The organism is Rhodoferax sp. ZS1R8 (assembly GCF_056521325.1).
In genome coordinates this window covers 957,967-980,133 of sequence record NZ_JBWMBA010000002.1, presented here as the reverse complement: position 1 = coordinate 980,133, position 22,167 = coordinate 957,967, and the positions used below count along the sequence as shown (strand labels likewise).

At 59.3% G+C, this 22,167-nt stretch carries 21 protein-coding genes; 5 read left to right on the top strand and 16 right to left on the bottom strand.

What is annotated here, in order from left to right:
- Positions 1-92: 92 nt before the first annotated feature.
- Both AC097P_RS10540 and AC097P_RS10535 read left to right on the top strand, forming a co-directional pair.
- Positions 93-2,732, top strand: coding sequence for an FtsX-like permease family protein (locus AC097P_RS10540; protein WP_479610345.1), 2,640 nt, complete (start codon positions 93-95; stop codon positions 2,730-2,732).
- Positions 2,733-2,818: 86 nt separating this feature from the next.
- On the top strand, positions 2,819-3,916 hold the full coding sequence (locus AC097P_RS10535; RefSeq protein ID WP_479610344.1) for a lipocalin-like domain-containing protein: 1,098 nt from the start codon (positions 2,819-2,821) through the stop codon (positions 3,914-3,916).
- 72 nt (positions 3,917-3,988) lie between these two features.
- Here the strand turns inward: AC097P_RS10535 and AC097P_RS10530 are convergent, their stop codons facing one another.
- Entirely contained in the window at positions 3,989-4,303 is a 315-nt protein-coding gene (locus AC097P_RS10530) for a c-type cytochrome (RefSeq protein WP_479610343.1), read from the bottom strand.
- A gap of 220 nt (positions 4,304-4,523) precedes the next feature.
- Here AC097P_RS10530 and AC097P_RS10525 point away from each other — a divergent pair, with 220 nt between their 5' ends.
- The 3 genes from AC097P_RS10525 to AC097P_RS10515 all read left to right on the top strand — a co-directional run bounded on the left by AC097P_RS10525 (position 4,524) and on the right by AC097P_RS10515 (position 7,013).
- Positions 4,524-6,299 (top strand): ABC transporter transmembrane domain-containing protein, encoded by a 1,776-nt coding sequence (locus AC097P_RS10525; RefSeq protein ID WP_479610342.1) that lies wholly within the window; start codon positions 4,524-4,526, stop codon positions 6,297-6,299.
- An 82-nt stretch (positions 6,300-6,381) separates the two neighbouring features.
- A complete protein-coding gene (locus AC097P_RS10520; RefSeq protein WP_479610341.1) occupies positions 6,382-6,579 on the top strand; it encodes a hypothetical protein in 198 nt (65 codons plus the stop codon).
- A gap of 29 nt (positions 6,580-6,608) precedes the next feature.
- Positions 6,609-7,013 (top strand): hypothetical protein, encoded by a 405-nt coding sequence (locus AC097P_RS10515; RefSeq protein ID WP_479610340.1) that lies wholly within the window; start codon positions 6,609-6,611, stop codon positions 7,011-7,013.
- A 27-nt stretch (positions 7,014-7,040) separates the two neighbouring features.
- Here the strand turns inward: AC097P_RS10515 and AC097P_RS10510 are convergent, their stop codons facing one another.
- The 15 genes from AC097P_RS10510 to AC097P_RS10440 form a co-directional block, all read right to left on the bottom strand.
- Positions 7,041-7,505: a DUF1178 family protein gene (locus tag AC097P_RS10510; protein WP_479610339.1), complete on the bottom strand. Its 465-nt coding sequence runs from the start codon at positions 7,503-7,505 to the stop codon at positions 7,041-7,043.
- On the bottom strand, positions 7,502-8,083 hold the full coding sequence (locus AC097P_RS10505; protein WP_479610338.1) for an NUDIX domain-containing protein: 582 nt from the start codon (positions 8,081-8,083) through the stop codon (positions 7,502-7,504). Before AC097P_RS10505 ends, AC097P_RS10510 begins: the two co-directional genes overlap by 4 nt.
- Positions 8,080-9,570, bottom strand: a complete 1,491-nt coding sequence (gene nuoN, locus AC097P_RS10500) for an NADH-quinone oxidoreductase subunit NuoN (protein WP_479610337.1) — start codon at positions 9,568-9,570, stop codon at positions 8,080-8,082. The genes AC097P_RS10505 and nuoN overlap by 4 nt, the downstream gene beginning before the upstream one ends.
- A gap of 29 nt (positions 9,571-9,599) precedes the next feature.
- A complete protein-coding gene (locus AC097P_RS10495) occupies positions 9,600-11,072 on the bottom strand; it encodes an NADH-quinone oxidoreductase subunit M (protein ID WP_479610336.1) in 1,473 nt (490 codons plus the stop codon).
- A gap of 12 nt (positions 11,073-11,084) precedes the next feature.
- On the bottom strand, positions 11,085-13,118 hold the full coding sequence (gene nuoL, locus AC097P_RS10490; RefSeq protein WP_479610335.1) for an NADH-quinone oxidoreductase subunit L: 2,034 nt from the start codon (positions 13,116-13,118) through the stop codon (positions 11,085-11,087).
- A 96-nt stretch (positions 13,119-13,214) separates the two neighbouring features.
- Positions 13,215-13,523, bottom strand: a complete 309-nt coding sequence (nuoK, locus tag AC097P_RS10485) for an NADH-quinone oxidoreductase subunit NuoK (RefSeq protein WP_479610334.1) — start codon at positions 13,521-13,523, stop codon at positions 13,215-13,217.
- The gene (locus AC097P_RS10480; protein ID WP_479610333.1) at positions 13,520-14,161 is read right to left on the bottom strand and encodes an NADH-quinone oxidoreductase subunit J; all 642 of its coding nucleotides are present in this window, start codon (positions 14,159-14,161) and stop codon (positions 13,520-13,522) included. The genes nuoK and AC097P_RS10480 overlap by 4 nt, the downstream gene beginning before the upstream one ends.
- A 24-nt stretch (positions 14,162-14,185) precedes the next feature.
- Positions 14,186-14,707, bottom strand: a complete 522-nt coding sequence (nuoI, locus tag AC097P_RS10475) for an NADH-quinone oxidoreductase subunit NuoI (protein ID WP_479610332.1) — start codon at positions 14,705-14,707, stop codon at positions 14,186-14,188.
- An 11-nt stretch (positions 14,708-14,718) separates the two neighbouring features.
- A complete protein-coding gene (gene nuoH, locus AC097P_RS10470; protein ID WP_479610331.1) occupies positions 14,719-15,807 on the bottom strand; it encodes an NADH-quinone oxidoreductase subunit NuoH in 1,089 nt (362 codons plus the stop codon).
- Entirely contained in the window at positions 15,804-17,957 is a 2,154-nt protein-coding gene (gene nuoG / locus AC097P_RS10465) for an NADH-quinone oxidoreductase subunit NuoG (RefSeq protein WP_479610330.1), read from the bottom strand. The genes nuoH and nuoG overlap by 4 nt, the downstream gene beginning before the upstream one ends.
- Before the next feature lie 11 nt (positions 17,958-17,968).
- Positions 17,969-19,324 (bottom strand): NADH-quinone oxidoreductase subunit NuoF, encoded by a 1,356-nt coding sequence (gene nuoF, locus AC097P_RS10460; RefSeq protein WP_479610329.1) that lies wholly within the window; start codon positions 19,322-19,324, stop codon positions 17,969-17,971.
- Positions 19,321-19,809 carry an NADH-quinone oxidoreductase subunit NuoE gene (gene nuoE / locus AC097P_RS10455; protein WP_479610328.1) on the bottom strand — a complete coding sequence of 163 codons (489 nt, stop codon included), beginning with the start codon at positions 19,807-19,809 and terminating at the stop codon, positions 19,321-19,323. Before nuoE ends, nuoF begins: the two co-directional genes overlap by 4 nt.
- Positions 19,806-21,059, bottom strand: a complete 1,254-nt coding sequence (locus AC097P_RS10450) for an NADH-quinone oxidoreductase subunit D (protein WP_479610327.1) — start codon at positions 21,057-21,059, stop codon at positions 19,806-19,808. The genes nuoE and AC097P_RS10450 overlap by 4 nt, the downstream gene beginning before the upstream one ends.
- A gap of 9 nt (positions 21,060-21,068) precedes the next feature.
- The gene (locus tag AC097P_RS10445) at positions 21,069-21,677 is read right to left on the bottom strand and encodes an NADH-quinone oxidoreductase subunit C (protein ID WP_479610326.1); all 609 of its coding nucleotides are present in this window, start codon (positions 21,675-21,677) and stop codon (positions 21,069-21,071) included.
- 7 nt (positions 21,678-21,684) lie between these two features.
- Complete coding sequence (locus AC097P_RS10440; RefSeq protein ID WP_209395246.1) at positions 21,685-22,164, bottom strand: NuoB/complex I 20 kDa subunit family protein; 480 nt, start codon at positions 22,162-22,164, stop codon at positions 21,685-21,687.
- Between the last annotated feature and the right edge of the window lie 3 nt (positions 22,165-22,167).

Genomic DNA, 22,167 nt, shown 5'->3' with positions numbered 1-22,167 from the left:
AACGATTGTCCTTACCCACATTTTTCTAACAGCACGCACTATAGGGCAGGCGCCGCACCGCTGGCCATGCTGAATCCCATCACAATCGGCTTATGCCTTCACCCTTGTTGCCCCTGCTGATCACTTTCTCGTGGCAAGAGCTGCGCAAGCACCCCTGGCGCAACGCAGCGGCCGTGGTGTCGGTGATGCTGGGCGTGGCGCTGGCGTTTGCGGTGCATGTGATCAATGCGTCCGCGCTGGACGAGTTTGCGCAGGCCGTGCGCTCGGTGGGCGGCCAGCCGGATCTGGAGCTTCGCGCGCGTGCCGGCACCGCCGCCGGCGTTGACGATGCGCTGCTGGCGCGCATGGCCCGCCATCCGGATGTGGCGCTGGCCAGCCCGGTGCTGGAACTCAGCAGCTATGCGCTGAATGCGCAGGACGTGAACAACGCGCCTGCCCCAAAGGCTGTAGGCGAGTCCTCGCGCGTGCAGTTGCGCATGGTAGGCGTAGATGCGCTACAGGTGGGTCAGCTCAACCCTGATTTGATGCCTTTACCGTCGGACACCGCGGACCGGCTGGACATTTTTGCACCCGACACCGTGTTCCTCAACGCCAGTGCCCGCCGCAGCCTGCCCGGTGATACGGTGCAGTTGCAATGGGGTCTGCGGATCAAGACGTTGCGCGTGGCCGGCACCGTGCGTGCGGCCGGCCCGCCGCTTGCGGTGATGGACGTCGCTGCGGCCCAAGACCTTTTTGAAAAACCCGGCCGCCTCACCCGACTGGACCTGCGCCTGCGCGCCGGGGTGGACCGCGCGGCCTTTGTGCGCACCGTGCAGGCCGCACCCGACTGGCCGGCGAATACCCAACTGGCGGAGCCCGGCGACACGCTGGAGCGCATGTCGACCTTGTCCCGCGCCTACCGCGTCAACCTGACAGTGTTGGCGCTGGTGGCGCTTTTCACTGGCGGCTTCCTGGTGTTCTCGGTGTTGGCACTTAGCGTCAGCCGGCGGGCGCCGCAGTTTGCGCTGCTGGGCGTGTTGGGTCTGACTGGTCGCCAGCGGCTGCACCTGGTGCTGCTGGAGGCATTGGCGCTGGGTACAGTGGGCAGTGCACTGGGCGTTGCGCTGGGTACGGGTCTGGCAGCGCTGGCCCTGCGGCTGCTGGGCGGGGACTTGGGTGGCGGTTACTTTTCTGGCGCCACTCCGGCCCTGCAATGGAGCCCGGTGGCGGCCGTGGTGTTTGCAGCCTTGGGGATCGCCGCGGCGCTGATAGGCGCGTGGTGGCCAGCACGCTGGGCGCAAGGCCTGCCGGCAGCGCAGACGCTGAAGGGCCTGGGCACAGCGCCGTCTACCCGCAACCACGCGCTGCTGGCGGCCTGCATGTTGCTGGCAGGTGGATTGCTGGCTCTGCTGCCACCGGTGTGGGGCGTGCCGTTGGCAGCTTACGCCAGCGTTGCTCTGATTTTGGTGGGTGGCATTGCCGGCCTGCCGTGGCTGGTGGGTGTGGTGCTGGACCGGGTTGCACCGCTGGTGGCACGCCGGGCCCTGCCCTTGCTGGCGGTGGAGCGTGCACGCCGCGTGCGCGGCAGTGCCGCCGTGGCTGTGAGCGGGGTCGTGGCCGCGCTGAGCCTTGCCGTGGCGCTAACGGTAATGGTCGCCAGCTTTCGCACGTCGATCATGCAGTGGCTGGACACAGTGCTTCCCGCCGCGCTGTATGTTCGCAGCGCGGCCGGCGCCAGCACACTGGATACAGCCTACTTTGAACCCCGCTTTGTGCAGGCTGCAGCGCGCCTGCCTGGCGTGCAGCGCGTGGTCACGCAGCGCAACCAGCAATTTCTGCCTGACCCGGCCCAGCCCGCCGTGGCGCTGATTGCCAGGCCGCTGGGACCTGAGGCCGGGCCAACCCGCGGCCTGCCGATGATTGGGGACGCGCTACCAGTGCCTGCGGGGCAAATAGGCATCTATGTCAGCGAGGCCATGGCCGATCTACACGGAGCTCGCCCGGGTGCGGTTTACGCTCCACTCTCAGAGCACTTTCGGGCTCTAGCCCCCGCGGTACGGGCGCAAGCAGCTACGTTTTTCATAGCAGGAATCTGGCGTGACTATGCCCGACAGTTTGGCACCATTGCCATGGACCAGGCCGATTTTGAGCGCCTGAGCGGCGATACGCGCGTCAACGACCTTGCCTTTTGGCTGGAGCCCGACGCGGACCTGCCGGCGCTGGAACAATCGCTGCGCCAACTGGCGGATGCACAGGCCGGCACGCCAGGTGGCGAGGCCGGGCAGCTGATGGACTTTGCCTCGGCGCGCGAACTGCGGGTTACCACGCTGCGCATCTTTGACCGCAGCTTTGCGGTGACCTACTGGCTGCAGGCGGTGGCGATTGGTATTGGTCTGTTTGGGGTAGCCGCGTCCTTCAGCGCCCAGGTGCTGGCGCGACGCAAAGAGTTTGGCCTCTTGGTGCACCTGGGCTTGACGCGCCGCCAGGTGTTGGGCGTCGTGGCCGCCGAAGGCATGGCGTGGACCACGTTAGGCGCCATTGCCGGTATGGGTTTGGGTTTGGCGGTGGCCGTGGTGCTGGTGCATGTCGTCAACCCGCAGAGCTTTCATTGGAGCATGGAGTTGGATCTGCCGGGGTTGCGACTGCTGGCGTTGGCTGCGTCCGTCGTGGTGGCGGGTACTGTGACGGCCTGGCTTGCTGGGCGGGCGGCGGCCGGGCGGGATGCGGTGCTGGCGGTTAAAGAAGACTGGTAGGCTTTGTCGCGTGCACACCCTACGGGCGTGGTGAGCCGTGGAATCTTGTAAAGTTCGGCATGCCGTTTTCTCACCCCTGCACATCAATGCTTACGCTGCCGCGGCGGCGCTTTCTCGGCGCAACGCTGGGCGCGGGGATCGCACTTCAGACGGGCGCACTGGCAGCCGCATCGGCGCGGATTGTGTTTCCACGGGACGCTGGCGCCCACCCCGACTACGCAACCGAATGGTGGTATGTGACCGGGTATATCAACGGCGACCGGGGCGAGCCAGTTTTTGGTTTCCAAGTGACGTTTTTTCGCAGCCGTGTTGCCAAGACGCAAAACATGCAGTCGCGGCTGGCGGCCCGGCAACTGATCTTTGCGCATGCGGCTGTAACCGACATACAGGGAAAAAAGCTGTGGCACGACCAGCGCATCGCCCGCGGATCAGGTGCGGAGCCTGGGCCCAACACGTTGGACACCGCGTCGACTAGTACGCAGGACACAGCCATCGCGCTGCAAGACTGGTCGCTGGCTCGCGTGGGTGAGCATCTGCAGGCACGCATCCAAGGCACCGACTTTTCTCTGGCCTTGACGCTGGCAGCCACGCAGCCGGTGTTGCTGCAGGGCGCGCAAGGTCTGTCCCAAAAAGGGCCGGCCCCTGACCAGACGAGCTACTACTACAGCCTGCCTCACCTTCAAACCACCGGCGAGCTGAGTGTGCGCGGAAAGCGCCACACGGTAGGCGTTGGCAGCACGGCGTGGCTGGACCATGAGTGGAGCCAGCAGATCATGCCGCCGCAGGCCGTGGGCTGGGACTGGATGGGTATCAACCTGTTCGACGGCAGTGCGCTGACCGCATTTCGCCTGCGCGACCGGCAAAGCAACGCGGTGTGGGACGGCGGGTCGTTCCGCGCCAAAGAAAAGTTGTTCAGCTTCCACCGCGGCGAGGTGGTGTTCAAGCCGCTGCGGATGTGGAAGAGCCCGCTGAGTCAGGCCAACTATCCGGTGGAGTGGATGGTGCGCACGCCGGCAGACATTTACACCGTGCGCGCTGTATTGGACAACCAGGAAATGGACAGCCGCATGTCCACTGGAGCTATCTACTGGGAAGGTCTGTGCGAGGTCTGGGACAGCAACCAGAAACTTGTGGGCCGTGGCTACCTGGAGATGACTGGCTATGCCTCCGCTATGCGCATCTGACGGCTTGCAGGCAAACCATGCGCCCATAAAAAGCCCGCATGCAGCGGGCTTTTTTAATACGGTTGGCGGCTTTTACTTGAGGGACAGAACCCAGGCCACCAATTTCTTGGCTTCTGCGTCGTTGACCTGCGCATTGGCAGGCATGGGTACAGGGCCCCACACACCGGAGCCTCCCTTGATGACCTTGGTTGCCAGCATGTCAACGGCCTTGGCATCGCCCGCATACTTTTTAGCCACATCCTTGTAAGCGGGGCCTACAACTTTCTTATCAATGGCGTGGCAGGCCATGCAGTTCTTGGACTTCGCCAGCGCCTCATCCGCAAATGCCGGGCTGGTCACCGCAATAGTGGCAACTGCCGTCAAGATAGCCAAAAAAATACGTTTCATGTGGGAGTCCTCGTGGGTTGGATGGGGCGTCGTGCGCACGCTGTTCCCCTTAAACGGACTTCAGGCATCTGCGGTTGACGTTCCCACTCCTGCAAGAATAGCAGAGTCGTCCCCCCTGCCCCGGTGTACGCCTTTGGCCCGGCAGTGCAGCAGCTCTGCCGAGCCGCCTATCATCAGGGGCTGCTTGCATCCTGCGCCTTTCACCCCAGATACCATTTTCATGACCTCCGAACGCGCCAAATCACAAAATCCGAAGTCTTTGTCCGGCCTTCTTCCGTTCTTGCGACCCTACCGCGGGCGGATCGTCCTGGCCTTTGTGTTCCTGGTGATGGCTGCCGTAGCGACCTTGGCGTTCCCGCTGGCCCTGCGCAGCCTGATTGATGGCGGACTGGTCAAAGGCGATCGCGGCGAGCAGATCATGGCCATGCGCGAACACTTCGCGTTGCTGTTTGGGGTGGCTGTTGCGCTGGGGCTATCGTCTGCGGCGCGTTTTTACATGGTCAGTTGGCTGGGTGAACGGGTCACCGCAGACCTGCGCAATGCGGTCTACAGCCATGTGCTGAAGCAAAGCCCCGAGTTTTTTGAAACCACGCAAACGGGCGAAGTGCTGTCGCGGCTGAGCGCCGACACCACGCTGGTTCAGACCGTGGTCGGCTCGTCGCTGAGCATGGGGTTGCGCAATGTAGTCATGGGTGTTGGCGCGCTAGGTATTCTGGTCTGGACCAATCCGTATGTGATGTTCCAGGTGCTGGGCGTACTGGTGCTGGTTGTGTTGCCCAGCGTGTGGTTTGGCCGGCGGGTGCGCAAGCTCTCGCGGGCCAGCCAGGACCGGATTGCCGATTCCAGTTCTATCGCCGCCGAGATTCTGAATGCCATCCCGGTAGTGCAGAGCTACACCGCCGAGGCGCGGGAGACACAGCGCTTCACCACCTCCACCGACGACGCTTTTGATACCGCCATTCGCCGCGCCCGGGCGCGGTCGGTGCTGGTGGCTTTCATCATCATCGCAACCTCTGCCGCCTTGCTGTGGGGGCTATTCCAGGGCACGCAGGCGGTCGTCGCCGGCCGCATCACGGCCGGGCATCTGGGGCAAACCGTGGTCTACGTCATTATTCTGGCAAGTGCCTTTGCCATCTTGGGCGAGGTTTACGGCGACCTGCTGCGCGCCGCTGGGGCGACGGAGCGCCTGATGGAGCTGCTCGGCACCCAATCGCCGATAGTGTCACCTGCGAATCCGGTTCTAGCCCCCGCGCCTGTTACCGGTAGCGCTATCAAATTCGAAGCGATCACATTCAACTATCCTTCGCGACCGCTGCAGCAAGCCCTTGCAGACTTTTCGCTGGACATCCAGCCGGGCCAAACGGTTGCCATCGTCGGGCCGAGCGGGGCGGGCAAGAGCACAGTGTTCCAGTTGTTGCTTCGCTTTTACGACCCGGCACACGGCCGCATCGTGCTGGACGGCGTCAACACCCGGGAAATGTCGTTGGAGTCCTTGCGACATCGCATCGGCATCGTGCCGCAAGATGCAGTCATCTTTTCCAACAGTGCGATGGAGAACATCCGCTATGGCAAGCCCTCGGCTTCGGACAACGAGGTCAAGGCCGCTGCGCACGCAGCGTTTGCGCACGAATTCATATCCGCCCTGCCCGAGGGATATGACACCTTTCTTGGTGAACGGGGCGTACGCCTGTCGGGCGGGCAGCGCCAGCGCATCGCCATCGCACGCGCCATGCTGAAGAACCCGCCGTTGCTGCTGCTGGACGAGGCCACCAGTGCGCTGGACGCCGAAAGCGAACGCATGGTGCAGGCGGCGCTGGAATCCGCGATGCGCGACCGCACCACGCTGGTGGTGGCCCACCGGCTGGCAACCGTGCAAAAGGCCGACCGGATCGTGGTGCTGGACCACGGACGCCTAGTGGAGCAAGGGACCCACGCCGAACTGGTGACACACGGCGGTGTCTACGCAGGCTTGGCTGCGCTGCAGTTCAATGCCTGACCGGGTGCCCGGGGCGCCCATGGTGCTTGTAAATGGTGTGGTGCGTCAGTAAAATAAACGTATCCACACCCGGGAGTTCACCATGGATGTCAACGTAGTTAACAAGCCAGCGGTTCAACCAGCACCAGCTCCCAAGCGCAACACGGAAGCCCGTCCCGAACCCAAACCCGAGAACAAACCCAAGACGCCCGAGGCGCGCAAAGAGGCCCAACCACCGGCCAGGCCCGTGATCAATGCGCAAGGCCAACAGACGGGGCGAATGCTGAACGTAACGGCTTAACGGCCGCATTCCCCTCTTCCGCCTTGGCCATGGTTGCTATCACCGCCACCAACAGCGCTACGCCGTCCATCCAGGCGAGGCAGGGTCGGGCGCGACTGGAGCAGGCACGCCGCCAGGCCGACCAGGCGGAAGCCAATGCACGCGATTTACGGGCGCAGGCGGACGATGCAGAACGCAAAGCCAGCAGAAGCCAGGAAAATGTCCGCAAACTTTCTGACCGCAACCAGCGAGAAGAGCCCACCTACTCCGCGCCCAGGGCCAACAGCACGTCTGAAGTACCGCTGAAGGTGCAAAAATTCATTGAGCAGCTATACAACGCGAGCGGTGAGGAGCGGGCTCAACGTGGTAACCCGCTCAAAACGGTCGCCAAGGCAGCGCCCGTGGTCAACAGTCAGGGTCAGACCACCGGGCGTATTGTCAACATCTCGGCCTAGGGCCTGCTGACGCTGCTGCCACAACCACTATTGCAACGGCCCCTTTAGCGAGGCGGGCAGCGGAACAGCCAGCACGTCGATACCTTCGTCCACCAGCGCGTGGGTTTCCTCCACCGTGGCGGTGCCGCGAATACTCTGTGCTTGCGTCTCGCCGTAGTGCATCTTGCGTGCCTCTTCCGCAAACTGGCTGCCCACGTCAGTGGTCTGGGCCAGCACACGGTGCGCGAAGGCCAGCAACGCGTCCACGGGCGCAACCGTTGCTTGCGCGGAAGGCGCCAGGGCTTCCACCGATTTACCCTCGCGTTCGGACGGGTTTGCCCGCAGGTTCGACAGTGACAGCCGCGGTGCGCTCAACTTCTTGACGACGGAGGGATCCCCGCACACCGGACACTGCACCAGCGACCTCTCCTTTTGGCTCACAAAATCGGCCTCCGACGCAAACCAACCTTCGAAGACGTGGCCCAGCGCGCATTGCAGGTCCAGCACTTTCATGCAACGGTTTGCCAGTCCAGTGACCAGGCGCCACTCAGCACGTTTTGCAGCCACAGGGTGCCGGTCAGGGTTTTGGCGTCGGTGACGGTGCCATCTGCACACCAGCCCAGCAGCTCCCCAGGTGTAGCGGTGAACACATCCAGGAACTCACCGACATCGAGGCGGCGCTCGCCCAGGCTCAAGCCGCGGGCGAACCAGATGTCGATGTGCTCGTTGGAGTAGGCGATCGTCGGATGCAACTGCCCTGCCCGTGCCCACTGTCGTGCGGAGTAGCCGGTCTCTTCCAGCAGTTCGCGCTGCGCACAGGCTAACGACGGTTCGCCCGGGTCCAGCTTACCAGCCGGGAACTCCACCATGACCTGCCCTATGGGGTAGCGAAACTGGCGCTCCAGCACCACCAGCAGACCACCGTCAGCGTCTGCCAACAGCGGGACGACCATGACCGCCCCGGGGTGCACGACATATTCGCGCACGGCGCTACTACCGTCTGGCAGCGTTACCGTATCTTTGAGGACGTGCAGGAAGTGGCCTTGGTAGACCTCTTGGCTGGAGCTACGGGTCTCTAGCAGGTTGGTCAAGTGCCCAGCATCTTGCGAATGGCGTTGCCACACAGCAGCAGTAAGCCACCGGGAAACATACCAAGAACCAGCACCAACGCGCCATTGACGCACAACACCAGACGGACATCCAGCGGGGCCACGACACTACTGGCCGTGATAGGTTCATCAAAATACATGACCTTGATGACACGCAAGTAATAGAAGGCGCCGATCAACGACATGATGACCGCAAAAACTGCGATGCCCATGTGGAAGGCCTGGCCCGAAGCCACCAGCGCCTGCAATACAGCCAGCTTGGCGTAAAAGCCAACCAGTGGCGGAATACCCATCAGCGAGAGTAAGCAAATGGCCATGACACCAGCATACAAAGGGCTACGCTGGTTCAGGCCTGCCAGGTCTGCAATCTCTTCCGTCTCAAAACCTTCTTGCGACAACAGCAACAGGATGCCGAAGCTGGCCAACGTGGTCAGCACGTAGGCGATGACATAGAACATCGCAGAGCTGTACGCATTTGCGGTGAAGCTCAGCGAATCGCCGCTGACCACGCCAGACATGACGCCCAACAGCACAAAGCCCATTTGTGAAATCGTGGAAAACGCCAGCATGCGCTTCACGTTGGTCTGCGCGATGGCGGCAAGGTTGCCGATCAGCAAGGATCCTACCGCGAGCATCAGCAGCATTTGCTGCCAATCCAGGGCCAGTGGCAACATGCCCTCGACCAACAGGCGCATCGTCATTGCAAACGCTGCCAGCTTGGGAGCACCGCCAATCATCAGTGTGATGGCAGTGGGAGCGCCCTGGTAGACGTCGGGAATCCACATGTGGAATGGCACAGCGCCCAATTTGAAAGCCAGACCCGCAACAATGAAGACCAGACCAAACACCAGAACCTGGTGGCGGACTTGATTCGACGCAATAGCCTTGAAGATGGCCGTAATGTCTAACGAGCCTGTCGCACCGTACAGCATCGACATGCCATACAGCAGGAAGCCTGACGCCATGGCGCCGAGCACGAAGTATTTCATCGCGGCTTCGGTGGCAGTTGCGTTGTCGCGGCGCAAGGCGACCAGTGCGTAGCTTGACAGCGTCAAAAGCTCCAGGCCCATGTAGAGCACCAGCAAGTTGTTGCCGGAGATCATCACCGACATGCCCAGCAGCGCAAACATACTGAGCGTAAACAGCTCGCCGCCGCGCAGCATGCCGCGGTGGGCAGAATACGGACGCGCATAGACCAACGTCACCATGACAGACACGGTCGCAAAAACCTTGAGCCAGTTACCCATGGAATCACTAACGACCATGTTGCCAAAGCCATACAGAGTCTCACCGCTGAGCGCAATATCGGCTTGCAGATAGGCTACAACCGCCAGTGTCAACAGCGTGACGGCATACGTTTTTCCGCGCATGGCGCTCTTGACGCCCAGGTCCATCAAGGCGATGACACAAGCCATCGTAAGCAAGACCAAATCGGGCAAAACCGCGATCCAACTGATTTTGTCAATCATCTTTCGTCTCTCAATTCAGTTTGATCAGTTCACAACTTGGAAGTCGCAACATGCTTGAGCAGTTGCGCGACCGAGGGGTCCATGACATCGGTAAACGGCTTGGGATAGACCCCCATCCACAGCACAGCGGCCGCCAGCAGGGCCATGGTCAAGAACTCGCGTGCGTTGATGTCCTTCAACCCCTTGACGTCGTCATTGGTCACAGGCCCCAGGTAGACGCGCTTGAACATCCACAGCGTATATGCCGCACCAAAAACCAGTGCAGAGGCTGCGGCAAAGCCAATCCAGAAGTTGAATTTGACGGCCGCCAGTATGACCATCCATTCACCGACGAAGCCTGCAGTGCCAGGCAGGCCGCAGTTGGCCATGGAGAAGAACAGTGCAAAGGCTGCGAACTTGGGCATGGTATTGACGACGCCACCGTAGCTGGAAATTTCACGCGAATGCACACGGTCATACAGCACGCCGATAGACAGGAACATCGCGCCAGACACAAAGCCGTGGGCAATCATTTGCACCAGACCACCAGACATGCCCAGGTCAATAAAGATGAAGAAGCCAAGTGTCACAAAACCCATGTGCGCGACCGATGAATAGGCCACCAGCTTCTTCATATCCTGCTGGACCATGGCCACCAGCCCCACATACACAACAGCGGTCAGCGACAGTGCAATCATCAACCACGCCCACTCGTGCGCAGCATCTGGCGCGATGGGCAATGAGAAGCGCAGGAAACCGTAGGCGCCCAACTTCAGCATGATGGCGGCCAGCACGGCAGAACCGCCCGTCGGCGCTTCCACGTGCACGTCGGGCAACCAGGTGTGGACGGGCCACATCGGCACCTTGACCGCAAACGCCGCGAAGAACGCAAAGAACAATAGGGTCTGGCTGCTGCTATCCAGGCGCAGGGCATGCCAGGTCGCCAAATCAAAACTGCCCCCGGACTTGGTGTACAGGAAGATCAGGGCCAACAGCATCAGCAGCGAACCCAGCAGCGTATACAGGAAGAACTTGAAAGCAGCGTAAATCTTGTTCGGCCCACCCCAGATGCCGATGATGAGGTACATCGGGATCAACGTGGCTTCGAAGAACACGTAGAACAACAGGCCATCTAACGTGGAAAACACGCCAATCATCAGACCGCTGAGAATCAAAAACGCGGCCATGTACTGGTTGACGCGGCGCGTGATGACTTCCCAGCCAGCAATGACGACTACCACGTTGATAAAGGCCGTCAACAGCACAAACCACAGCGAGATACCGTCCACTCCAAGGTGGTACTTGACATTGAAACGGTCGATCCACGCGACGTTTTCGACGAATTGCATTGCAGCTGTCGACGTATCAAAGTGGGTGTACAGAGGCAATGTAACCAGGAAACTGACCACCGCACCAACCAAGGCAAGCCAGCGCACGGCACCTGCCTGCTCATCACGCCCCAGCGCCAGCAAGACCAGACCGAACGCGATAGGCGTCCAAATCGCCAGGCTCAACAATCCCATTTTCTTCTTCTCCTACTTGAGCCAAACAAAGTACGTCATGAGCACAAAAATGCCCAAAATCATCACCAGGGCGTAGTGGTACAGGAAGCCGGTCTGCAGCTTGCGCACTGCCCCGGAGATCCAGCCCACTAACTTCCAGGATCCATTCACAAACGTGCCATCAATGATGGCCTGGTCTCCACCCTTCCACAAACCGGTGCCCAGCGCGCGTGCGCCGCGGGCGAGGATGTTTTCGTTGATCCAATCAAGGTAGTACTTGTTTTCGAGCAGGTTGAACACTGGCATGAACGTCTTCTTGATAGCTGCAGGCCACTCGGGCTTGAGCATGTAAAAGACGTACGACAGCGCCACGCCAGCAGCAGCCAGCAACAGCGGCAAGCTGGTCAACGCATGGATGGCCATGGCCCACGGGCCGTGGAACATCTCTTCCAACTCTTTCATGGCCGGGTGCAACGCGGTGTTGACGGTGATGGAGTCTTTGAAGAACTCACCGTACAGCATGGCGTCGATCGTCAGATAGCCGATAAACACCGATGGAATGGCCAACACCACCAGTGGCACGGTCACAACCCATGGAGACTCGTGTGGCACGTGGTGGTCATCGTGGTGGTGGTGCGGATCCGGCTCAGCATGGGCATCATCATGGTGCGCGTCCGGATTCTGGTCAAAACGCTCTTTGCCATGGAACACCAGGAAGTACATACGGAAGGAGTAAAACGCAGTCACAAAGACACCGGCCAACACAGCAAACTTCGCAAAGCTGGCGCCGGGCAAATGGCTCTCCATCACCGCTTCGATGATGCTGTCTTTGGAATAAAAACCAGAAAACAGCGGCGTACCGATCAGTGCGAGCGAACCCAGCAAGGATGTGATCCAAGTAATGGGCATGTACTTGCGCAGTCCACCCATCCAGCGGATGTCCTGGTTGTGGTGGCAGCCCATGATCACCGAGCCAGCACCGAGGAACAGCAAAGCCTTGAAGAAGGCGTGTGTCATCAAATGGAAGACTGCCACGGAGTAGGCTGATGCCCCCAGCGCCACGGTCATATAGCCCAACTGCGACAGCGTGGAATACGCAACCACGCGTTTGATGTCGTTCTGGATGATGCCCAGGAAACCCATGAACAAAGCGGTAATCGCACCGATCACCATGATGAAACTCAGGGCAGTGTCGCTGAGCTCAAACAACGGCGACATGCGCGTCACCATGAAGATACCGGCGGTCACCATCGTGGCCGCATGGATCAGCGCAGAGATCGGTGTGGGACCTTCCATGGAATCAGGCAACCACACGTGTAATGGGAACTGCGCAGATTTGCCCATGGCGCCAATGAACAGGCAGATGCAGATGACGGTGATCAGCATCCACTCGGTGCCAGGCAGGGTCAGCGCAGCCAACTCGGCAGACTTCGCAAATGCTTCGGTGTAGTTCAGCGTGCCAGCGTATGCCGCGATCAACCCGATGCCGAGGATGAAACCAAAGTCGCCTACGCGGTTGACCAGAAACGCCTTCATGTTGGCGAAGATGGCTGTTGGCTTGTTAAACCAGAAACCAATCAACAGATAGGACACCAAGCCCACGGCTTCCCAGCCAAAGAACAACTGGAGCATGTTGTTGCTCATGACCAGCATCAACATGGAAAAGGTGAACAGCGAGATGTAGGAGAAGAAGCGGTTGTAGCCTTCGTCTTCTTCCATGTAGCCAATGGTGTACAAGTGGACCATCAGCGACACAAAGGTGACTACGCACATCATCATGGCGGTTAGGCCATCGACCAGAAAGCCGATCTCCATCTTCAGGCCGCCGACGACCATCCAGGTGTAGAGGGTTTCGTTCAAGCGAGCGCCGTCTACGGCGACCGACTTCAGCGTCATGGCCGAAACAATGAAGGCGATCAACACGCCCAAAATGGTGATGGAGTGGCTGGCCCGGCGGCCGATCACGTTGCCACCAAACTGCGTTCCCAGCACGCCGGCCAGGATGGAGCCCACGAGCGGTGCCAGAGGCACCCACAGCAAGGTAGAAGCAGAAAGGGTTTGACTCATATGTTAGACCGCCCGAAGGGCCGCCCCAAGGGCGGGATGTGCCCCATCGGGGGGCAGCAAATACACGAAGTGAGAAGCGTGGGGGTACATGTAGATCTAACCCTTGAGCGTATTGAGTTCGTCCACGCTGATGCTGGACTTGTTGCGAAACAGCAGCACCAAAATCGCCAAGCCAATAGCGGACTCGGCGGCCGCCACTGTCAAGATGAAGAATACGAAGATCTGGCCATGCATATCGTGCAAGTAATGCGAGAACGCGATGAAATTGGTGTTCACCGCCAAGAGCATCAGTTCAATTGCCATCAACAGCACGATGAGGTTGCGACGGTTCAGGAAAATGCCCACGACAGACAGTGCAAACAGGATGGCGCCCAGCGACAGAAAGTGTCCAAGTGTCAGGATCATGCTTTTTTCTCCTCTGGAGCAGCGGGGGTCACAGGCGCCACTTGGGTCGCCGCGTACTTGACCACAGAGAGGCGATCCTTTGCTTTGACGCGCACCTGGTCCGACACACTGATGAATCTAGAGTCCTTGCGTGCGCGCAACGTCAGCGCAATCGCCGCAATCATGGCCACCAACAGAATGGCAGCTGCAACTTCCAGCGGGTAAAGGTATTGCGTGTACAGCAGTTTGCCCAGTTCTTTGGTGTTCGATGCGCCTACAACGGCCTGCACTGCAGCACCCGGCTCATCCACTTTTGGAAAACCACCCATCAACACAGCGGACATTTCCAAGGCAATGACAACGCCGATAAAAGCCGCCATCGGAAACTGCTTCCAAAATCCGCGGCGCAAATTCTCGATGTTGACATCCATCATCATCACCACGAACAGGAACAACACCATCACCGCACCAACATAGACCAGCACCAGTGTGATGGACAGGAACTCCGCCTTGAGCAGCATCCAGATCATCGACGCCTGGAAGAACGTCAGCACCAAAAACAGAACGGCATGTATCGGATTGCGGGCCGTGATCACGCGAAATGCTGCAAACAGCATGATCGCGGAAAACGCATAAAACAGACCAGTCGTGACACTCATGATTCAAATTCTTTCTTGCGAGAGTCAGCGGTACTTGGCGTCGATCTGGCGATTGGCCGCGATCTGGGTCTCATAACGGTCGCCTACGGCCAGCAGCATGTCCTTGGTGAAGTACAGGTCAGCGCGGGACTCGCCGTGGTACTCAAAAATTTGGGTTTCCACAATGGAGTCCACCGGGCAGCTCTCTTCGCAGAAGCCGCAGTAGATGCACTTGTTCAGGTCGATGTCGTAGCGGGTCGTCCGGCGCGAACCGTCGTCACGCATTTCCGACTCGATGGTGATGGCCATGGCTGGGCACACGGCTTCGCAAAGTTTGCAGGCAATACAACGCTCTTCGCCGTTTTCATAACGGCGCAACGCGTGTAGGCCACGAAAACGTGGCGACAGTGGCGTCTTCTCCTCTGGGTACTGGAGCGTGACCTTGCGACGGAAAGCATAGCGGCCTGTCAGGGCCAAGCCCTTCAGAAGTTCCCACATCACAAAGCTGGACAGAAAATCCTTTAGCGAAAACGCCAACGGCTTATGAGCAACGGTATTTGAAGACATAGATGAGACCGTTATTTCCAGATGTTGTAGGGGGCGGGCAATTGCATCCAGGCGCCAATCACGAGCAGCCAGACCAAGGTCACTGGAATGAACACTTTCCAACCTAAGCGCATGATCTGGTCATAGCGAAAACGCGGAAACGTTGCGCGCACCCAGATGAAGAACGACATGAACATGAAGGCCTTGAGACCCAACCAGATCCAGCCGGGAATCCAGTTCAGCAGCGGGGTGTCAATGGGCGACATCCAACCACCGAGGAACAGCAGGGTACCCAGCAACGACACCAGATAGAAATTGGCATATTCCGCCAACTGGAACATCGCGAAAGACATGCCGGAATACTCGACCATGTGGCCCGCAACAATTTCCGCTTCACCCTCGACTACGTCAAAGGGGTGGCGGTTGGTCTCGGCCATGCTCGATATCACATAGACGACAAAGATTGGCAGCAAGGGCAACCAATTCCAGGACAGGAAGGTCAACCCCATGCTTGCGAAATGGCCCTGGCCTTGACCCATCACGATGTCCGTCATGTTCATGCTGGACGACACCATCAGGACGACCACAAAGCAAAAGCCCATCGCGATCTCATAGCTGACCATTTGCGCGGAAGCACGCATCGCGCCCAGAAAAGCGTACTTGGAATTTGAAGCCCAACCGGAAATAATGATCCCGTAGACTTCCATCCCTGCAATCGCCATCAAAAACAGCAGCCCGGCATTGATATTCGACAAGGCCACTTCGGGGCCAAACGGAATCACAGTCCACGCAGCCAAAGCCGGTGTGATCGTCATCACAGGACCCAAAAAGTACAGGCCCTTGTTGGCGGCGGTCGGAACCAGGATTTCCTTGGTCAACAACTTCAATGCGTCAGCAATAGGCTGCAGCAAGCCAAAAGGTCCTACGCGATTGGGGCCATGGCGCACTTGCATGTAACCCAGCAATTTGCGCTCCCACAGCGTCGTGTAGGCAATAACGCCCATGAGCGGAAGCACGATTGCAAGAATCTTGATCAACGCCCAGACGATGGGCCACGCCAGATCCGTCCACCACTGCCCGGCAACGAGTCCCAAGCCAAAGTTGTAGAGCGCGTCGATCATGCCAACACCTCCTGGACTGCTTCGGCCTGGTTGGCGCCAGCGCGGCCGTCCGCAGTCAGCTGCAAGGACGGCGCACGCCGAACAATGCTGTCCAACTGGTAGATGCTGGCCACACAAGGCTCCACGTCCGCTGCTGCCGCAGGCGCTTGCAGCGCGCAGCTGTTACTCAGGCGGTTCGCTGGTACTTGGCCGGGCGCACCACCCGCGTTGTCGGCATGCATGTGCTGCAAAACCTCTTGCGCAGACTCAAATTCAAACCCGGGCAGATTCAGGATATTGGCCAAGGCCCGCAACACCTTCCACGCGGGACGGGTCTCACCCAGGGGCTTGGCGACGGCATAGAAGCTTTGCACCCGCCCTTCGGCGCTGACAAAGGTACCTGGCGTTTCTGTGAAGGGAGCAATCGGTAGCAACACATCGCTGCATTCCATATTGGCCTGGAATGGGCTCAACGTTACAACCATCTCGCACTGCTTCAGCGCCGACACAGCTGCGGAACCAGCGGCCGAGTCGAACTCCGGTTCGTTGTTCAGCAGGATAGCCGCCTTCAGGCCACCCGACAGCATTTGCCCAGCGTTCAGGCCCTTGGCACCGGGCATAGCGCCTGCCAGTTGGGCGCCGACGGTATTCGCAGCTTCGGTCAGGTAGCCGAAAGCTGCACCCGTTTGCGTACCAATCCAGTTGGCAAGGGCCAAAAGTTGACCAGCTTGTGCATGGTGCGCCGCGGCATTGCCCAACAAAATGGCTTTCCGTTCGCCGCCCAACAAGGACTGGGCGATGCTTTTTGCCGCGTCAGTAGCCTGACCGCTCAGAGGGGCAGGAACGCCCTTCTCTGCCGCGATGACCGACGCGATATCGGCCAAGGCCTGCACCCATTGGGCTGCAGGAACCAAGACGCTGTTGCGGATGGGCATGGCCCAATCGGCAGACTTTGCGTTGACCACGTTGACCACACATCCGCGCTTGTTTGCTTGGCGAATACGTTGGGCAAACAGTGGATGGTCTTTGCGCAGGTTGGAGCCAACGACCAGCACGCGCTCCAAGTTGGACAGCTCTGCAATAGGCATACCCAGGTAACGGACGCCGTCCTGGCTGGCGGCAAAGTCAGCATTGCGCAGACGGTAGTCAATATTCTCGCTGCCCAGGCCACGCACCAGTGCACCGGCCAGATACAGCTCTTCCAGCGTGCTGTGGGGGCTGACCAGGGCGCCGATAGACGCAGCGCCATGGGAGGCCTTGATGCCCTGGAGGCCATGGGCCACATATTCCAGTGCGGTCTGCCAATCGACACTCTTCCATACACCACCCTGCTTCAGCATGGGCGCGGCGAGCCGCTCGGGGCCGTTCAACGCCTCGTAGGAGAAGCGATCACGGTCGGCAATCCAGCATTCGTTGACCGCTTCGTTTTCCAGTGGCACAACCCGCATCACGGTGTTGTTCTTCACCTGGATCACGAGGTTGGTTCCCGTGGAGTCATGGGGGCTGACAGACTTACGGCGCGACAGTTCCCAGGTGCGGGCGCTGTAACGGAATGGCTTGCTGGTCAACGCGCCAACGGGGCAAATGTCGATCATGTTGCCCGAAAGTTCAGAATCCACCGAGAGGCCAACAAAGGCCTCTATTTCGGCGTGCTCGCCCCGGTGCGACATGCCCAACTCCATGGCGCCGGCAATCTCCTGGCCAAAGCGCACGCAGCGCGTGCAGTGAATGCAACGGCTCATCTCTTCCATGGAAATCAGCGGGCCTACATCCTTGTGGAACACGACGCGCTTCTCTTCTTCGTAGCGCGACGAGGAGCCGCCATAACCCACGGCCAAATCCTGCAGCTGACACTCACCGCCCTGGTCGCAAATGGGGCAGTCCAGCGGGTGGTTGATCAGCAAAAACTCCATGACGGACTTTTGTGCCTTGATCGCCTTGTCGCTCTTGGTGCGGACGATCATGCCCTGTGTAACGGGGGTCGCACACGCCGGCATGGGCTTGGGCATCTTCTCCACATCGACCAGGCACATGCGGCAATTGGCCGCAATGCTGAGCTTCTTGTGGTAACAGAAATGGGGAATATAGGTGCCTGCCTTCTCGGCCGCATGCATGATCATGCTGCCTTCGACAATGTCAACCTTCTTACCGTCGAGTTCGATTTCTATCATGTATTACTCGCTCAAACGTACGCGGGGACCATGCAGGTCTTGTGCGTGACGTGGTGCTCAAATTCGTGCCGGAAGTGCTTGATCATGGCGCGCACCGGCATCGCTGCCGCATCGCCCAACGCACAGATCGTGCGGCCCATGATGTCATTGGCCACGCTGTCCAGAAGGTCCATATCGGCAGGCCGGCCATGGCCGGTTTCAATACGGTCCACCACGCGTGACAACCAACCGGTGCCTTCACGGCAGGGTGTGCACTGGCCACAGGACTCGTGCATGTAGAAGTAGCTCAGGCGCTGCAGGCTCTTGACCATGCAACGGCTGTCGTCCAGCACGATGACCGCGCCGGAACCCAGCATGGAGCCGGCCTTGGCAATGGAGTCGTAGTCCATCGTGCAGTCCATCATGATGGATGCGGGCAGGATGGGTGACGAGGATCCGCCCGGGATGACCGCCTTCAGCGTGCGGCCGGCGCGAACGCCACCCGCCAGTTCCAGCAATTTGGAGAATGGCGTACCCATGGGTACTTCAAAGTTGCCCGGCATTTCGACATCACCGCTGACCGAATAGATCTTGGTTCCGCCGTTGTTGGGCTTGCCGCATTCCAGATAGGCCTGGCCACCATTGCGGATGATCCAGGGGACTGCTGCAAAGGTTTCGGTGTTGTTGATGGTGGTCGGCTTGCCGTACAGGCCAAAACTGGCTGGGAACGGGGGCTTGAAGCGGGGCTGGCCTTTTTTGCCTTCCAGCGATTCCAGCAAAGCAGTTTCTTCGCCGCAGATGTAGGCACCAAAGCCATGGGCTGCATGCAACTGGAAGCTGAAGTTGCTGCCCAGGATATTGTTGCCTAACAGGCCGACTGCACGCGCTTCTTCCAATGCTTCTTCAAACCTATCGTAGGTCGAGAAAATTTCGCCGTGGATGTAATTGTAGCCCACCGTTATACCCATCGCAAAGGCGGCAATGGCCATGCCTTCGATCACGATATGGGGGTTGAACTCCATGATGTCACGGTCTTTGCACGTGCCGGGCTCACCCTCGTCAGAATTGCAGACCAGGTACTTCTGGCCGGGGAACTGGCGGGGCATGAAGCTCCACTTCAAACCGGTCGGGAAGCCGGCACCACCACGTCCGCGCAGGGCGGATTCCTTAACCGTTGCAATGACCTGGTCTTGTGTCATGGGCTCGCCACCGCCGATACCCAAAACCTTGCGCAGCGCCTGGTAGCCACCGCGCGCTTCGTAATCCTTCAAACGCCAGTTCGCACCATTCAAACCTGCAAAAATTTGCGGATTGATGTGGCGGTCATGGAAACAGGTCTGCACGCCTGTGGCGCGAAACTGGGAAAGCATATGCTGGGCCGTCATCATTTGTTCTCCACCGCCCGCAAGCCGTCCACCAACTGGTCCAGCTTCTCAGGTGTCATGAAGCTGCACATGGAGCGGTCATTGACCAGCATGACTGGAGAGTCGGCGCACGCGCCCAGGCACTCGCTCTGCTGCAGTGTGAACATGCCGTCTGCCGTGGTCTGCCCCATGGCGATACCGAGCTTGGTTTCAAGATACTGCAGCGTGCTCTGGCCTTCGCGCAACTGGCACGGCAGATTGGTGCACACATTCAGCTTGTACTTTCCAACGGGACGCTGGTTGTACATGTTGTAAAACGTCGTGACTTCGTGCACGGCCATGGGCGCCATGCCCAGGTATTGCGCAACTTCGGCTTCGCTGTCGGTACTCACGTATCCCAGTTCTTGCTGCACGATGGCCAAACAGGCCATCACCGCAGATTGGGCCTGCTCAGCCGGGTACTTTGCTACTTCTTTGGCAAAGCGTGCCTTGGTAGATTCAGAGATCATCGATCAATCTCTCCAAAAACGATATCCAGGGTACCGATGATGGACACCACATCGGCAATCATGTGGCCCTTGGCCAGTTCATTGAGACCCGCCAAGTGCGGAAAACCAGGCGCACGGATCTTCAACCGATAGGGCTTGTTGGCACCTTCACTGATGATGTAGACGCCGAACTCGCCCTTGGGGTGCTCCACAGCCGCATATGCCTCACCTTCGGGCACGTGGAAGCCCTCCGTGAAGAGCTTGAAATGGTGGATCAGCTCTTCCATGCTGGTCTTCATGGATTCGCGTGACGGCGGGGCCACCTTGTGGTTGTCGGTGATTACCGGGCCGGGGTTGACGCGCAGCCAATCCACGCACTGCTTGATGATGCGGTTGGATTGCTTCATCTCTTCCATGCGGACGAGGTAACGGTCGTACACGTCTCCCGTGTTGCCAACGGGGATATCAAAATCCAGCTTGTCGTAGACGTCATAGGGCTGCTGCTTGCGCAAATCCCAGGCAAGGCCGGTCGCACGCAGCATGGCACCGGTAAAACCCAAGTTCAACGCGCGCTCGGGCGTCACCGGACTGATACCCACACAGCGTTGCTTCCAGATGCGATTTTCCGTCAGCAGTGTGTGGTACTCCTCCAGGCACTTGGGGAAGCGCTGGGTGAAGTCATCAATGAAGTCCAATAAGGACCCCTTGCGATTTCGATTGAGCGCCTCAACGGCCTTGGCGTTGCGAACCTTGCTGGCCTTATGCTGATTCATGGTGTCCGGCAGGTCGCGGTACACGCCACCTGGGCGGATATAGGCCGCGTGCATACGGGCACCACTGGCCGCTTCGTACATGTCAAACAGGTCTTCGCGTTCACGAAAGGTGTAGATGAGGATGGTGGAGCTTCCGCAATCATTACCGTGCGAACCGAGGTACATCAGGTGGTTCAGCAAGCGCGTGATTTCGGCGTACATAACGCGGATGTACTGCGCGCGGATGGGCACCTCAATGCCCAGCATCCGCTCCAAGGCCAGGCAATAGGCGTGCTCGCTGCACATCATGGACACATAGTCCAGGCGGTCCATGTAGGGCAGGCTCTGAATATAGGTCTTGGTTTCGGCTAGCTTCTCCGTGGCGCGGTGCAGATTACCGATGTGCGGATCGGCCCGCTGGATCACTTCGCCGTCTAACTCCAGCACCAAGCGCAACACGCCGTGTGCCGCAGGGTGCTGCGGTCCGAAATTGAGGGTGTAGTTTTTTATTTCAGCCATGGATCAAACCTAGTTAAGGCCCCCATAGTTGTCTTCACGAATGATCCGTGGCGTAATCTCTCGGCTTTCGATAGTGACCGGCTGGTACACAACACGGGCCTGCTCGGCGTCATAACGCATTTCCACGTAACCACTGGTGGGAAAGTCTTTTCGGAATGGATGGCCAATGAAACCGTAGTCCGTCAAGATGCGACGCAGGTCACTGTGGCCATCAAACATGATGCCAAACAGATCGAAAGCCTCACGCTCGTACCAATCGGCTGCGGCCCACACATCGGTCAGAGATTTCAGAATAGGCATGGTGTCGTCCGTTGCAAACACCTTGAGGCGCAAACGCTGGTTCAGGCTCACGGACAGCAATTGGATGACCACGCAGAAACGCGGCCCATCGTAGGCACCGCCCCTGTATTCAGAATAGTCCACTCCGCACAGATCCATCAGCTGCTCGAATTTGCAGCCCGGTGCATCACGTAGCATCTGCGCCGCTGCATGGTAGTCATCAGCAGACACCACGGCCTCGACCTCCCCAAGGGAGATGGAGCTGCGCTTCAGTCTGTCACCCAAGGCCGCAAGAACGGCCGCCTGAGTGGTCTCAGGCGTTACGGAAAATGTTGTCATAAACCCTTCAGGCCCGCGCGATGGTTTCAGTGCGGCGAATCTTGAGTTGCAGTTGCATGATGCCGTAGATCAGAGCCTCGGCCGTCGGCGGACAGCCAGGTACGTATACGTCGACGGGCACGATGCGGTCGCAGCCGCGCACCACAGAATAGCTGTAGTGGTAGTAGCCACCACCATTGGCACACGAACCCATGCTGATGACACGGCGTGGCTCAGACATCTGGTCATACACCTTGCGGAATGCAGGAGCCATCTTATTGGTCAGCGTACCGGCAACGATCATCAAATCGGACTGGCGGGGACTGGCGCGGAAGACCTCGGCGCCGAATCGAGCCAAGTCGTAGCGCGCGGTTGCCGAATGCATCATCTCGACGGCGCAGCATGCCAAGCCGAATGTCATGGGCCATACCGAGCCGGTCCGAGCCCAGTTCATCACCGAGTCGTAACTGGTGGTGACAAAACCTTCTTTTAGTACACCTTCAATCATTTG

Excerpts from the sequence above, each read along its gene's own strand:
- nuoG (WP_479610330.1), bottom strand. The coding sequence starts at position 17,957 with ATGATAGAAATCGAACTCGACGGTAAGAAGGTTGACATTGTCGAAGGC.
- AC097P_RS10480 (WP_479610333.1), bottom strand. The coding sequence starts at position 14,161 with ATGAGTGTCACGACTGGTCTGTTTTATGCGTTTTCCGCGATCATGCTG.
- nuoF (WP_479610329.1), bottom strand. The coding sequence starts at position 19,324 with ATGATGACGGCCCAGCATATGCTTTCCCAGTTTCGCGCCACAGGCGTG.
- nuoI (WP_479610332.1), bottom strand. The coding sequence starts at position 14,707 with ATGTCTTCAAATACCGTTGCTCATAAGCCGTTGGCGTTTTCGCTAAAG.
- AC097P_RS10530 (WP_479610343.1), bottom strand. The coding sequence starts at position 4,303 with ATGAAACGTATTTTTTTGGCTATCTTGACGGCAGTTGCCACTATTGCG.
- nuoH (WP_479610331.1), bottom strand. The coding sequence starts at position 15,807 with ATGATCGACGCGCTCTACAACTTTGGCTTGGGACTCGTTGCCGGGCAG.
- nuoN (WP_479610337.1), bottom strand. The coding sequence starts at position 9,570 with ATGATTGACAAAATCAGTTGGATCGCGGTTTTGCCCGATTTGGTCTTG.
- AC097P_RS10445 (WP_479610326.1), bottom strand. The coding sequence starts at position 21,677 with ATGACAACATTTTCCGTAACGCCTGAGACCACTCAGGCGGCCGTTCTT.
- AC097P_RS10450 (WP_479610327.1), bottom strand. The coding sequence starts at position 21,059 with ATGGCTGAAATAAAAAACTACACCCTCAATTTCGGACCGCAGCACCCT.
- AC097P_RS10495 (WP_479610336.1), bottom strand. The coding sequence starts at position 11,072 with ATGGGATTGTTGAGCCTGGCGATTTGGACGCCTATCGCGTTCGGTCTG.
- AC097P_RS10520 (WP_479610341.1), top strand. The coding sequence starts at position 6,382 with ATGGATGTCAACGTAGTTAACAAGCCAGCGGTTCAACCAGCACCAGCT.
- AC097P_RS10535 (WP_479610344.1), top strand. The coding sequence starts at position 2,819 with ATGCTTACGCTGCCGCGGCGGCGCTTTCTCGGCGCAACGCTGGGCGCG.
- nuoL (WP_479610335.1), bottom strand. The coding sequence starts at position 13,118 with ATGAGTCAAACCCTTTCTGCTTCTACCTTGCTGTGGGTGCCTCTGGCA.
- nuoK (WP_479610334.1), bottom strand. The coding sequence starts at position 13,523 with ATGATCCTGACACTTGGACACTTTCTGTCGCTGGGCGCCATCCTGTTT.
- AC097P_RS10525 (WP_479610342.1), top strand. The coding sequence starts at position 4,524 with ATGACCTCCGAACGCGCCAAATCACAAAATCCGAAGTCTTTGTCCGGC.
- AC097P_RS10440 (WP_209395246.1), bottom strand. The coding sequence starts at position 22,164 with ATGATTGAAGGTGTACTAAAAGAAGGTTTTGTCACCACCAGTTACGAC.
- AC097P_RS10515 (WP_479610340.1), top strand. The coding sequence starts at position 6,609 with ATGGTTGCTATCACCGCCACCAACAGCGCTACGCCGTCCATCCAGGCG.
- AC097P_RS10540 (WP_479610345.1), top strand. The coding sequence starts at position 93 with ATGCCTTCACCCTTGTTGCCCCTGCTGATCACTTTCTCGTGGCAAGAG.
- nuoE (WP_479610328.1), bottom strand. The coding sequence starts at position 19,809 with ATGATCTCTGAATCTACCAAGGCACGCTTTGCCAAAGAAGTAGCAAAG.
- AC097P_RS10510 (WP_479610339.1), bottom strand. The coding sequence starts at position 7,505 with ATGAAAGTGCTGGACCTGCAATGCGCGCTGGGCCACGTCTTCGAAGGT.